This window comes from Sphingomonas sp. SORGH_AS_0870 (assembly GCF_031453175.1).
Taxonomy (GTDB): Bacteria; Pseudomonadota; Alphaproteobacteria; order Sphingomonadales; family Sphingomonadaceae; genus Sphingomonas.
The window spans coordinates 2686030-2699210 of the sequence record NZ_JAVIYW010000002.1; the positions used below are offsets into that span (position 1 = coordinate 2686030).

13 protein-coding genes are annotated in these 13181 nt (G+C 64.0%); 3 read left to right on the top strand and 10 right to left on the bottom strand.

Annotated features, from left to right (window positions below):
* The first annotated feature begins 45 nt into the window (after positions 1-45).
* The gene (locus QE363_RS12540) at positions 46-816 is read left to right on the top strand and encodes a hypothetical protein (protein WP_309695697.1); all 771 of its coding nucleotides are present in this window, start codon (positions 46-48) and stop codon (positions 814-816) included.
* 51 nt (positions 817-867) lie between these two features.
* Here QE363_RS12540 and QE363_RS12545 read toward each other — a convergent pair whose 3' ends face one another.
* The 8 genes from QE363_RS12545 to QE363_RS12580 all read right to left on the bottom strand — a co-directional run bounded on the left by QE363_RS12545 (position 868) and on the right by QE363_RS12580 (position 6919).
* A complete protein-coding gene (locus QE363_RS12545; RefSeq protein ID WP_309695699.1) occupies positions 868-1332 on the bottom strand; it encodes a hypothetical protein in 465 nt (154 codons plus the stop codon).
* 127 nt (positions 1333-1459) lie between these two features.
* On the bottom strand, positions 1460-2080 hold the full coding sequence (locus QE363_RS12550; protein ID WP_309695701.1) for a hypothetical protein: 621 nt from the start codon (positions 2078-2080) through the stop codon (positions 1460-1462).
* Positions 2081-2222: 142 nt separating this feature from the next.
* Entirely contained in the window at positions 2223-3101 is an 879-nt protein-coding gene (locus QE363_RS12555; protein ID WP_309695703.1) for a hypothetical protein, read from the bottom strand.
* 57 nt (positions 3102-3158) lie between these two features.
* Positions 3159-3665, bottom strand: coding sequence for a hypothetical protein (locus QE363_RS12560; RefSeq protein WP_309695705.1), 507 nt, complete (start codon positions 3663-3665; stop codon positions 3159-3161).
* A 120-nt stretch (positions 3666-3785) separates the two neighbouring features.
* On the bottom strand, positions 3786-4721 hold the full coding sequence (locus QE363_RS12565; protein WP_309698197.1) for an AAA family ATPase: 936 nt from the start codon (positions 4719-4721) through the stop codon (positions 3786-3788).
* Positions 4721-5335 carry a hypothetical protein gene (locus QE363_RS12570; RefSeq protein WP_309695707.1) on the bottom strand — a complete coding sequence of 205 codons (615 nt, stop codon included), beginning with the start codon at positions 5333-5335 and terminating at the stop codon, positions 4721-4723. The genes QE363_RS12565 and QE363_RS12570 overlap by 1 nt, the downstream gene beginning before the upstream one ends.
* A gap of 85 nt (positions 5336-5420) precedes the next feature.
* Positions 5421-6236 (bottom strand): ribonuclease H-like domain-containing protein, encoded by an 816-nt coding sequence (locus tag QE363_RS12575; RefSeq protein ID WP_309695708.1) that lies wholly within the window; start codon positions 6234-6236, stop codon positions 5421-5423.
* 47 nt (positions 6237-6283) lie between these two features.
* The gene (locus tag QE363_RS12580) at positions 6284-6919 is read right to left on the bottom strand and encodes a hypothetical protein (RefSeq protein WP_309695710.1); all 636 of its coding nucleotides are present in this window, start codon (positions 6917-6919) and stop codon (positions 6284-6286) included.
* A 1414-nt stretch (positions 6920-8333) separates the two neighbouring features.
* On the opposite strand from QE363_RS12580, the gene QE363_RS12585 reads away from it, so the two are divergent.
* Both QE363_RS12585 and QE363_RS12590 read left to right on the top strand, forming a co-directional pair.
* Positions 8334-10421, top strand: a complete 2088-nt coding sequence (locus QE363_RS12585) for a S8 family peptidase (protein WP_309695712.1) — start codon at positions 8334-8336, stop codon at positions 10419-10421.
* A gap of 23 nt (positions 10422-10444) precedes the next feature.
* A complete protein-coding gene (locus tag QE363_RS12590) occupies positions 10445-11023 on the top strand; it encodes a hypothetical protein (protein ID WP_309695714.1) in 579 nt (192 codons plus the stop codon).
* A gap of 219 nt (positions 11024-11242) precedes the next feature.
* Here QE363_RS12590 and QE363_RS12595 read toward each other — a convergent pair whose 3' ends face one another.
* On the bottom strand, positions 11243-12223 hold the full coding sequence (locus tag QE363_RS12595) for a DarT ssDNA thymidine ADP-ribosyltransferase family protein (RefSeq protein WP_309695716.1): 981 nt from the start codon (positions 12221-12223) through the stop codon (positions 11243-11245).
* Positions 12214-13125: a macro domain-containing protein gene (locus QE363_RS12600; protein ID WP_309695718.1), complete on the bottom strand. Its 912-nt coding sequence runs from the start codon at positions 13123-13125 to the stop codon at positions 12214-12216. The genes QE363_RS12595 and QE363_RS12600 overlap by 10 nt, the downstream gene beginning before the upstream one ends.
* Positions 13126-13181: the final 56 nt, after the last annotated feature.

The following is a 13181-nucleotide window of genomic DNA, read 5'->3' on the forward strand; positions in this document are numbered from 1 at the left end:
AACGGCCTCCGGCAAACCCGGCGCGGTTCACTCCGCTCTAATGTCTTGCCTGAGAAGCTCGAAGAGCTGGTCCAGTCCGGGAAGTGGAAACCGGATGACCCTATCTATCAAGCTGCAACTAAGTTGGGCGTTGAGCCCAGTGGTCCATTCTACAAGAACGTGAAGCTATGGAAAGCGACCGTTGCCGACACGGGTGCTCCGCCAGCACTCGAAGTCCCGCCTGACGTCCGCACAGCGTTTCAGGGGCTGTTCGATCGCTTTACAACGGACGGGATGAAAACCCTGCTCGGCGCATTCAGGGATACGGTCAATACGATACATCGCGACGCTTCGCTCCGCATCGCGACGGCCGAGGAGCGTCTGAGCAGGAGCGAAACCGAGGCAGATATGCTGACGGATCACTGGATCGAAGCTGAGAAGGAACGCGATGCCGCGCGAACCCAGTGTGACCAGCTACGGGCTCAGCTCGATGATGCCCGTCAGCGTGAAGATCGACTGCTCGGGCGACTCGAGCAACTGTCTATTCAGTTGGATAAGCCTGCTATCACCAAGGTGAGCAAGGTTGACCTCGGCGCGGGCGACCAGCCTGCGGCCGCGATCGAGAGGAATGACAGGTCGGATGAGGAGCATAATGATCGCGAACCCGCAGCTGACACCGACGCCGCAAGTCGAATCCGCAGCGAGCAGCTCGAGACGATCGAAGGGTCGCAGAGTAGCAGGGCCGTATCGACAGACGATGCTGAACCCGATGCGATGCCGATGAGTGAAATCTGGAGCGGCGGCTCCGCTGACGAGCAGGGTAATATGGAAAGCTGACCCAACAGCGCCCGTGCTGCCGCTGGCGGCGTCAGCACGGGTTCCGTATGCTCACATCCGCTCGAGATCATAAGCCAGCGTGGTCGTCATCCAATCCACTCGCAACAGGAAATCCACCGCGTTCTTCTCCAAATTCTTTGCTCGGATTATCTTGGGATTGGCGAAGTTGACGATACAATGTTCAGGCAATTGCACGACTTCTCTGAGCGGTGTCGCCGATTGATAGAGTTTATTGATAGCGGCTTCGGGCAGCGATGTTCCGGGGACGATCAGTTTAGCGCGCTGGTTGCGCATCTCATCATACAAAATTCCGCCGCACCTTTGATATGTAAGCCAGAATCCGTCACGATAGATGATGTCACCATCAGGAGCATCTTCTTCATAATCTGGATTGTGGCCGGATGATTTACGGCGAGGCGTGACACTCATGCCTTTCTTCCACCGATCTATCATCAAGTCGATGTTCAATCGGTACCGATCCAGCCACTCCAAGCCGGCTAGTGAGATATACTCCATCCATTTCTCCTCTTTGATTTTCCGATGCCGCTATCTTGACGACACATTTCGTCATCTCTTTCCTGCCGAAGCTGCGGAACCTCGGATTGCACAAAGTGCGGATAGAGGCCGGGGCCGCTCCATCTATTCACTTTGCGTGGGGCGATGCCTCGGATCGAAATATCTGCGCGTCAGCGTCGATCCACAGACGTTGCGCGTGACGCTTCAGCGCGCGACGCACGGTGGCGAGATCCTGCATGGACAGGCCTGGGTGGTCGGCAAGCGCCTGCCCGCGCAACCCAAGGCCGATCCCGTCGACCAGCGCGGCCTGACGCGGTGAGGCAGCGCTGAGCTGGTCGAGGATGCGTTCGCACACCAGCCGGACGCGTTCGATCTCGATGACGTCGTCGGCCGCCAAGACGGTATAGCCGCCCATCGCCATCTGTTCGGCCAGGACCTCGACTGGCAGCGACACGATGTCCTCGCCGCGCCGTTCACGAGCGCGGCGATGGGTCGAGGCGATGCTGCGCATGATGCCCGCTAGGAACCGCTCGCCCGACACACCTTCACGACACGTACGCGTTGTCAGCGCACCGACGATTGCCGTCTGTAGGAGATCACGCCCTTCACCCGGATAATCGGCGGCGAATTGGTCGGCGCAGCGCGTCATTGCGGCGCCGGGCGCCATATCGATCCTGACCAGCTCCGCCTTGATTTCGTCGCGGGTGAGTTGGCGGGCGTCCTCGGCAGGAACGAAGGGCTTGGACATGACAGGTCCTACTTCCTCATGCGCCACGCCGAGAATTTGCAGACAGGCTGTCCGCGTTTTTCCGTAATGGCGCATGTGAGAGTAGGACCAGCCTTGTCATGACGGCGAGGCTAACGCAGGTTGGTAAAGCAAGGGTGAAGGGTCAGGCGGCGTCCTGATCCAGCCACGGCGCCAAGATCGCGGCATCGTTGGCGGCTTTCGCATATTGTGTGGCGAAGCGCCGATCCCGATGCGCCTGCAACGCTGCGATATATCCCCGATCCGGTCGCTGTTCGATGACGCGGCGAAGGATGCGATCCTCGACAGCCTCGGCTTCGGCGCGGGGATCCGTCAGCCGCCGCCAGCGGGCCAGCAACAGTGCGGTCGAGACGACGTCGACCTCGCAGGCGGATGCCACCTCTTCCCATCGTCCCGTCTCGATCAGCCGGGTGACCGCGAAGGGCGGACAGGTGATCTTGCCCGGCAGGTCCATCGCGGCGAGAACCTCGGCCAGATGGATCGGCTTGATCTTCATGCCTGCGGTCAGAGCGCGGGCCAAGTCGATATGCCGGTCGCGGTGGAAACCACCATGCGATAGCCAGCCCCAGCATTTCGGTAGCGACAGACCGTGCCGCATCGCGGCCGCAATCAGCACAGGGATGTCATGGACCAATCCCATCCAGGTGCAGAGTTCAGCCTCTGGCGGGGCGTCGGCCAGCACGCGAAGAACGCCGGCCACAACACCGCGTTCATCCAATTCCGGGGCGGACAACGTCTCGAAGCTTCGCACATCAAAGCCGCCCTCAGCATCCTCGACCAGCACCATGATCGACGCGACGCAGAGCGTCTGGAAAATCCATCGCGGACACGTCAGCGGGTCTTCGCTACGGGTGTAGCCACGGCGGATAGGTTTGTCCGGCGACGGCGTCCAACGCTCCATCTGCTGGTAGCGCTGGTGGGCGGTATGATCGAGAACGGCGGACTCAATATCGAGCACGATCCAGCTGCGTCGTGGGCGAGGCGTTGTGGCTTCGAGGGGCATGTAAGGTCTCCAGAACAATCAGGAATTAGCGGCCACCGACTGGTGCCGCCGGGTAAGTCAGGCGAAGCGGACGATTGTCTCGTGCAAGGGCTGCGGGCAGGTAGCGGCGGCACCGGTGGCAACGAACTGGTTATCCGGCAGCAAGTCGCTGCTGCGGGTGGCGGCCACCGCCTTGATCCGCGACATCGCCAGCGCACGGCCGTCGCGCACGGCCTTCGGCCGACCCGCCATGCGGATCAGCGAACCCCGCGTGTCGATCGCGAAATGCTCGTCGGTGGAGGTGCTGACCAGGATCACGCGTGCGCGATCGTCCGCAGCGAAGGGAACAAGCCGATCGATGATGTCGACCGTGACCAGATCGCGAAAGGCCACCGCGAAGCCATCCGGTTCCCTGGCGGTGATGGTCGACCATCCCGAATAGACAAGGTCCTTGTTCAGCGCCTGTGCGATACGGCCAAGCTCAACGCCAACCGGCGCTGACATCGTCTGGCCCGAGGTAAATGCGATCGCGTTGTTCACCGGCGCGAAGGTGGGCCAGCCCATCAGCTGACGCAGCGCGAGCATGAAGTTCTGGTGGCGGACAGTCGTTTCCATGGGTACATTCCTTTTTGGTGACGGCCGCTTCCCGGCCGGAGCATTTTTTCCCGTTCCTGACGGTGCTCACCGCACCGCCTTCGATGATCATCAATGGACTTCGCGGAGCCGGTGGCGTGCCGACACGGCGACCAGCGTCTCGATCGCCTGGCGCAGCCGGCGTATGGAGCGCGTCCGTCGGAACAGGCGCAGCAGCGCGTTTTCGGCGGCCTGTTCGACCTGCGGCAGTGCCGATGACGGCAGGCCGAGCTGATGGGCGACGTCCCGCCAGAGGGCGGGCAGCACCAGTTCGGCATCTTCCGGTCGTGGCCCCGACACGTGGATGACCTCGACCCGCGACAGAAGGGCCGCGGGCAATCGGTCGATGCGGTTGGCCGTCATCACCCAGTTGATGTGCGACAGGTCGATCTCGGCGGCGAGGCAGCCGTCGAAGTAGCGGCTGGCACCACCTCCCTCCAGCATGCCGACCAGCGTCGCGACCGCATCGCCGAGGTCGCTCGCCACCGCCTTCTCGACTTCATCGATGACGATCACCGGATTGGCGGTGTTGGTCCGCTGCATGATCATCGCAGGCAGGCTGGGCTGCGGATGCCGAAAGCCCCTCGGATTGCCCGCCAGTACCGCGTTGCTGTTGACCCCGGCGAAGGACAGCACTGCATCGCCGCAGCCCGACAAGGCCCCCAACCTGCGCGCGAGATACGTCTTGCCCGCCCCCGGCGGTCCGACAAGCAACATAGGGCGCAACGCCAGCCATGGCCGCCCCGCCCAGATGCTCAGCGCGGCGCGTTCTGCGATCCGGTCGGCGAATGCCGCCATCCACGGTGCCTCGGCGCGCAGCGCCGCCGCCAGCCGTGCCTCGCCGCTGCTGCCTGCGCGCTCCAGCATTGCGCCGCCGGCGAGCGGCAGCGGCTGGGTGAGCATCGCATACTGCGTGGGGATTGAGGTGCTCCATTCGTTGTCCGCCAGACCGTCGGACGGGATCGAGCGGCACGGACGGACATGCGGCCTGCAATTGATGACCATCATCACGACCGCACCTCTGCCGCCGGTGTGGCGAGCCAGGCTTCGGCGGCGGCGCGGACTGGGCCAGGGTCCGGCTGGCCGTCCAGCCATAGACGCCATGTGGCCTTGGCACGGGCGGCAAGATGCTCTTCGATATCACCGTGATTGCCGGTCCGGTGCGCGTCGGCGAGCGCGGTGGCCGTCATCGACACGAACGGCAGGCCGGCGCGGTGGGCGACGGCGTCGAACGATGTCGCGGCCGAACCGCCAAAGGCGTCGGCGACGTCGACCATCCCTCCCTCCAACGCCGCATGCAGTCCGCGCAACATCCGGGCGGCGGCGACCGCGTTGCGTGCGGTGCCGGCGCATTCGATCAGCGCGGGAACGACGATGTCCTCGGCGCGCCATAGCAGCAGCCTTCCGGGCGGATGGCGTAGGCGGTCGGCCAGCCAGCCGATCGTCTGGGCCGGATCATCGGTGACGGTGCTGCTGTCGGCAACGAGATCGAAGGCATAGGTGCCGAAGCTGCGGCGTACCGCCAGCGTCGCGGCGCCGATCAACAAGGTGCGCGCCGGTCGTTGCGCCATGGCCGGCTGCCGGATGCAGGCGACGGACAGGACGAGGGTGTCGGTGGTCATGACGGGTGTCCTTGAAATGACGACGGCCCGGCCATCTGCGTTGATGGCCGGGCCGTCCGGGGAGACTTGGTGGTGAAGGTCGTGGTCAGGTGGCGGCAAAGGCCCGCTCATCAGCCTCGCGCCGGAGCGTCGCGGTGACACGGTCCAGCGCGGCACCGACATCGGCCGCGAGCGCCCGCGGGCGCGACCAGCGCATCAGCGGACAGTCGACGAAGGCTTGGAGATGATGAAGCTCCGGCGTCACTTCGATCCGTCTCGCAAGGGCTGCCAGTGGTCGCGTCACCAGCGCCTCGTCAGCGTGGCGCGCCGCCGTCCAGGCGAACCACAGGACGAGGGTGGCGACCGCATCCTCCATCACATAGCGACGGATGCGGTCATGCTCGCCCGCCTCCCACAAGGCGGCGACATCGCCACCCGCCACATCGGTCTTCACGGGGATGCCGATCTGGTCGCACAGCGCTGCCAGCCCCACCTTGCGACCGAAGCTCGCATATCGGTCGGCAAGATCGAGATGCTCGCCGCCATAGCGATGTGCGGCAGAATGATCGGCCAGCGCCGGCAGATTCCATAACCGGCAGCGCTGCGCGGCCAGCCGCAGGACCAGCGCATCGAATTGAGTGGAGTTGTAGCCGGTCACGACTTGCGCCTGGGAGAAGCGGTGGTCGGCCGCGCGGATCAGATCGGTCTCGTCGGTATCGCCGGTTGCGACCAGTGCCTCGATTTCGAACGTCCATTGGCCATTCTGCATGGACGCGGCGGCAAAGCCGATTGCCACCGGCCGATGCAGCGGCCAGGGCGGGAATGCTCCGTCCGGCATCGCCGGGGCGATCGTCTCGATGTCATAGGCCACGACGGAGCCCGGAACGCTGGCGTGGCTGGACGGGCGCTGTGAAAAGCGCATAGGTCACCTCATGCTGTGGAAAGCGGGGCGATGTCCCGCGGGCATGATCAGCGCGGCGGCGGGGCCGGTGTGCCTTTCACCTTTTCCTCACCATCCACCTGATCAAGCGGCATGCGGTAACCGTTCCAGAACGGATGACGCCGCCCGTCCGGCGTGCGGCATTCCTTGTTGCTGCGAATGGGCGGGACGTCGCGCAGCCGGGCCGCAACCTTGCGGCGGACGTATTTGGCGATGACGGCCCATTCCTGCTCGGTAATCACCTCGTGATCGCCGCGCACAATGCCTTGGTTGTGCATCGCTGCGACGAAGGGGCCGTAGACCGTGTCGTTCTTTTCGAAATCCGATGCGGCGTCGACCTCGCGGGCACGTTGGCGTTCGGCATCGTCCAGCGCCTTGAGCATCTCCTCGGCCAGCTCGATCGTGACGATATGTCCGAGCGCCTTGCTCAGCGGTTCGCCCAGCGCCCGCATCGCGTTCAGCCGGTCGGTCTGTAATCTCCCACGAATGCTGTCCGGATAGGTCTGAACCCGGAAGGCGTTCACGAGCATTCGGCGGGTACGTTCGCCTTCGCTGGTCTTTGCGCCGCTGGTGGACCGAATGCGGGTCAGCGCGTCGTCGAGCCTGCTCCAGCGGCCATGAAAACGGCGGGCGAGATGCTTAAAGGCGGCGTAGAGTTCGTCCATGATGATGTCCCGACAGTGTCGGTGGTTATATGTTGGTCGAGCGTTTGCGACAAACGAACGACCCAGCCCCGATGCGGTCGAAGCCGCATCGAGGCGCCCGAGGACGCCGCGCGTCCGATCCGAGGCGCCCCGCGCCGAGCCCAAACGAGCGTATGCGAGCCAACCGCCCCCGAAGCACGGGGGTGGCGCAGCAAACGTGATGGCCTGCCACACGTTTGCGGTATTGCGCCTGACATGAATTTGCCCCTTTACCCGTCCGACCATGGGGGTCGGCGGCTCAGGTCCTAAATTGTACCAATCTGGTTATCCGGAAAATACCGGATGGCGTCCGCAGAGGCGGCTTTTCGCCCTATTCTGCAAAAATGGGGCATTTTCCGGATAGGGTTTTCGGGCTTGCCCCAAAAATCGGTATTTTGGTTTGACCCAAAATACCCCATTTTACGGATAGACGTAAAATCAACGGCTTATGGGCAATTTGACTGCTGATTGCCGGTAGGCGTCCGCGCGCCGGAATGGTCTGATGTCAGAGCCAGGCATAGACGCAACCGGGTTTGTCTCGAAAATCGGCATAGCTGCAAAAAAGACGCTTTTTGAGCTGTCGCAAGGATCGGCGGCGAATGGCCCCAAAATCGCCTTGTCCCGAAAATCAGGTATTTTGCGGATAAGCGATTTGTCCACAAAATGGGCTATATCCCGGATAATCTCGATTTTTAGGTCAGGAGCCCAGTTCGATACCAGTTCGAGGGGACAACGGAGGTGTTTGCAGAATGCGGTCGGTGGTCCCGGAAGACCACAACCATCCGCGCCGCTAGGAATTTGTTAACGATCCGGCTATAGCCTGAGGCGGCCTGCGAGACTTTCAGTTCCGCGGGCCGGGGCGTCGAAACCCTGCAGTAAAAGCCGGTCGCAAGACCACCAGCGGTCGAAAGACCAACACACGGTCGCAAAGCTCTTTGTGACCGGGTGGCGGACGCGTATGTCCAGGCCACCCGGCTAAAGGCGCCCGCGCCTGTTTTACTGCAGGTTTCGAACATCCGGTCTCCAGAGGGCCGGCACCCCGTCATTTAACGGGGTGCCGCCGGCTGGCGTGCATCCCTTCGAGGGGGATGACATGACGAGATTACGGGGGATCAAGGCAGCCTCGGCAAGCCTGCTGACGCTGACGATTGCAGCCTGCGGCGGCGGTGGTGGCAGCATAGCCAGCTCGGGTAGCGTGCCAGTGCCGGCACCGACGCCAACGCCCACGCCAAGCCCAACGCCTGCGCCGACGCCAAGCCCGACGCCGTCTCCGTCGCCAAGTCCTACCCCGTCACCAACACCCACTCCGTCACCGACGCCCACGCCATCTCCAACACCTACGCCAACCCCCAGTCCGACGCCGACGCCCACACCTACGCCCACACCAACACCGCCCGTGTACTCCGCACCGGTGCCACCGCCGGCTGGCTACATCATCACGCCCTCCAACCTGCAGCCGACCAGATCGGCGGCGGACACGGCCGAGTTTCGCCGCAACTACGGCGCGAATGAATTCGTCAACGCGCTCTATGCGCTGGACAGCGGCCATGATGGCCACGGCGTGACAGTCGCGGTCATCGACGACGGCGTTGTCAACGTGAACGGCGAACTCGATGGCCGCATCGACACGTCGCTTTCGAAGGACTTCGGCTACGTCACCAAGGGCGGGGTCAAAACGAAGCGCGACGTCCTGGGCGACGACCAGTCGGACCACGGAACCGCAGTCGCCAACATCATCGCCGGCAACGCAAACGGGCAAGGCGCGGTCGGCTATGCACCCGGCGCGCGGCTCGCGGTGCTTCGCGTATCGGACTGGGATGAGGACACCAAGACCGAGGCGATCTTCCGCGCCGTGGAGGCGCTCGACTATGCGACGGCGCAGAAGATCAGGATCGTCAGCAGTTCGTTGAACCAGGGGGGCAGCACCACCTGGGGCCAGGCCGTCGCCCGCTTCGGCGCGACCGGCGGCCTGATCGTCAATTCCGCTGGCAACAGCGCCGCGGCCAATCCTGCGGATGCCGGCGCCATCGACGCATCCAACGTCAACGCGATCATCTTTGTCGGCGCGCTGAGCCCCAACATCCAGGCCTACACGCTCGAGTCCTATTCGAACCGCGCCGGGACCATGAAGGACCGCTATGTGGTGGCCGTCGGTACTAACGTGACGACCTTGGTCAACGGCAACGTCGGACTGTTCAGCGGTACTAGTTCGGCGACGCCGACGGTCGCCGCACTCGCGGCCGACATCCTGTCGAAATGGCCACAATTGACCGGGCAGCAGGCAGGCCAGGTGATCCTGACCACCGCGAAGGACATTGGTGATCCGGGCGTGGACGATGTGTTTGGCCACGGACTGGTCGACTTCAAGGCCGCGCTGTCGCCGGTCAATCCGACACTGTCGAACGGCGCGACGCAGACATCGGTGGGATCCTCGGTGATGGCGCTGCCGGCACCGATGGGCGCGGCAGCGATCCAGACGGCGCTGTCCAACGTCACGATCCTCGACCAGTTTGGCCGGGACTATTCCGCATCGCTTGCCGAATTGATCGTCAAGCCGCAGGTCGGCGCCGATCATCGGATTTGGCGAAGCGTCGCCCAGATGGGCCACCAGTCGGCGCTGTCCTTCGGCGGCTTCACCGGCACGATGGGCTTCGCCAGCGCGCGGGTCGGCCCCGGCGGCGACCAGGTCGTCACCCGGGCGACGGCCGGGACCATCGACTATGTCAGGGACAGCCTCGGCATTCGTGCAGCGTGGAACGCGGCGGAGTCGCTTCAGTCGGACGTGATGAGGCTTGCCCCCTTTGCCGACGGGGTGCTGGCCTACGCACCGCAGGCGGGCACGAGCATGGGCGTCGATCGGTATCTGGCTGGCGGGCGTCTTGGCATCACCGTCGCCAGCGGCCGCACCCAGGAGAGTGCGGCGAGCGCCGTGACGCTGGGCTGGTCCGGACGGGCAGCCGATATGCGGCTGTCCTTCATCGACGAGACGGGCACGTTGATGGGCATGCCCACCGGCGAAGGCGCGTTGCGTCTCGGCGGCGGCGCCCGCACCGTCATGATCGAAGCGCATCATGGGTTCGGCGTCGCGCCGGGTTGGAGCATCGAGGGCTATGGCTCGCTCGGCCTGACGCGAATGAAGCCGGTCACGGCGTCCCTTGTCACCGGAACGACGCCGCTGGTCGGCAGCCGCCTCGGCTTCCAGATGACCGGCACGGCGCTGGGCGGGCTTGTCAGCCTTGGGGTCGCACAACCGCTGATGATCGAAGCTGGCGCCGCACGTCTGACCTATGCCAGCGGATACGATCTGGCGACCCGATCCCTGATCTATCAGTCGACCAGCGCCAGTCTCGCCGGTCAACGCCGAGTGCAATTGACCGCCGGCTATTCGACCGGCGGCCCTCGCACCACCATCCGCATCGGCCTCATGCAGGATCTGACGGATGGCTCGCCCTCCATGCTCGCCCACTGGGCGGCCCGCTTCTGAATTCCGGACACAGGAACACGACCATGAAGACATTCCCGATCGCCGCTGCTGTCATCGTCGTCACGCTGCCGGCTGTCGCCACCGCGCAAAGTGGCTTCCTCGGCCGCGTGCTGAAGGCGATAACCGTGCCCGCCGCGCAGAACGCGCCCTCACCGACACCGGTTCGACCAATCGCCGTGGTCGAGCCGAGCGCCGAGCAGGCCCGTGCCATTCACGACGCCGTCGCAGCCAGGCAGGCCAACCCGGACATCGCCAAGGATATGGCAGCGGCAGCCCCGCTGATCGAACGCCTCATCCGGACCAGCGCCTGCGGCGTCAACGACACCGCCTGGAGGGCGCTGAACCGCGACGCGGTGACCCCATCGAACTACGGACCGTCGCAAGGCTATGTCGCGCGGGGCGAAGACCAGTATCATGACCCGCGCTACTGCCAGGACGTGCTGCGCCTGAGCGATGTCCGCAAGCCCGCCGCCAATGCGCTGGCTTTCACGGTCTATTACATCTCGCCGCAATCACAGGCCGCGCACCATCAGACGTTCGAACTGCTGCGGACGCCCGAGGGCGCATGGATGGTAAAAACGATCGGCATGGTGTGGGGCTAATTGTTTAGCTGCAAACGGATCAACCTGACGGCGACCCTCAGGTTGATTGGGGGGGCGGACATTTTGAATTTCTCGTAATGGTGGGAACCGGCCTGTCCGCTTTGGAGCGGCTTGCCTAGGAAAGCGGTCATTCGTTGGCGCACCCCATGGGCGACCGCTACGTGCTCAAATTTCGAGCATTCGGCGGCGGTGTTGACTTACCCAATAGCTGACGTGCGCTCAGAACAGCGCCGCACCTAGGGGGATATAAGCGTCATAAGCGAGGTGATCCTCGATCTCGACCCGTACACGGTAGAGGCCGTCGGCAAAGGCGTGATGGTAGATCCACTGTCCTTGGGGTGGCGTGGCTTGCAGATCGGCGTGGTCGAAGCGTCGGACGAACTGTCCCGCGCTATCCCATACTTGGATCGACAGCTTGACACCGCGGCGATCGTCGCGCGGGTTCAGCGTAAAGGTCACACCCTCATGGGTGAGCCCGATCTGCTGGACGAAGCTGTAGCGCTTCTCGAACACCTTAAGCGCATCGGAAACGTAGCAGCGGCCCGCCCAGCGGGCGCGGTGGGCGCCGAGCAGATTGAGGAGCGTGTCTCGCTCGGGCTCTGAGCGAAAGAACACCGCCCTCAGGCACTGGTCGAGGTCGAGCGGCGAGGTCGGCAGCACTTCGGCGCAACGGTGTGGGATGATCGTGTCGTCGCCGCCGGTCGGACCCTCGTGATAAACCTTGCTGAAGGGAATAGCGGCGAAATAGGCTTCGCTGTCGCCAGGCACGGCATTGCCGCTCTGCATGTTGCGGTCGCAGAACTGGGTGCCCGGCAAGGTCAGGATTCGCTCAGCGTCGAGGATCAGCATCACCAGAACCGGCGCATGAGTCTCGTCCCCGAACCGGCATTCGCCGGGCTTGCGGATTCCCTCAATATGGAACTGGGTGGGCGTCTTGGGCCGGAAATAGAGCCGAACCCGGTCATGGGCGTGTACGCGGGCGGCGTTGACCTCGCGTGCGGCGACGTCGCGCGGCCTCGGATTGCCGGGATCGTTGCGGGACCTGAGCACACCTGCGCTGAGAATCGAGACGGCGTTCTCGAGGGGCGCGTGATGGAACAGGCATTCGGGCCAGTAGCGCCGGTGATTGTACCAGGGCTGGTTGAGCTGGGCCTGCCAGTGCTGGACGTGTGCGGCGGCGAACGCCGCGCTCAGTGCCATGCGAAGGCTGTCTGGCCCGGCAGCGGCGCGACGGGCGAGAGGATCTGCCATCCGGGCACGCGCTCGATGGCAAGTTCGGGATCGGCGGCACCGCGCCGCTGAATCTCGATCGGGCGCAGGCCCGGCAACAGGCTCAGCAGCGACACCATCTGGAGGCCGGCATCACGCTCGGTCCAGGCAGCGGCATCCTTGGTCACCACGCCCGACTGAAGCTCGAGCCACACCCCGCGCAGCGCTTCCTCCTCGAACTGCCAACGCGCGTCGCCCGCCTCTATTGCGAGCGCGTCGGGCGCGGTCATCACGGCTCGGAAAGGCGCATGGCTGCCCAACTCGACCAGCTGCTCGCCGCCGAGATCGACAACCTTATGGAGTGATTGCATGAAACTCTCGAACGACGGCTCGGCACGCCCCTCCCGCCGCACCGCATCGGCGATCGTCTCGAGATGCTCGGGCAGGCCGATATCGCGGGTATAGTCGTGGATATAGACCTTGATCGGGAGCTTGCCGAGATAGCGCTCCATCACCGGACGTACCTCGTCCCATTCGAGATTGCCGTTGCCGCAGCCCAGTTTGGGAAACGAGATCTCGGTGATTCCTTGAGATTCAAAGGCCGACACGAACTTGTCGAGCCCGGCCTCGATCCACTCGACCTTGGACGGCTGACGCCAATCCAGCTTGGTCGGGAAGTTGAGCACCCAGTTTGGCGAGCCGCGCCACAGCCACAGCTTGCCCGGCTCGAGCAGATGCTGATCGCAAATCCGCTTGTATGCCGCGAACATCGTCGGCTCGCGTACCTTGAAGGCATGCGCGAGGCCCTTGCCCATCACGCCGACGCAATTGACCGTGTTGACCAGGGTCTGAGCGCTGGATTCGAGAAGGCTGGTGCGTCGGTAAATCAGCATAAAGTGCAGGGCCTATCGCGTCGTATCATGCCCATTTCCTCATGAACCCGCAATGC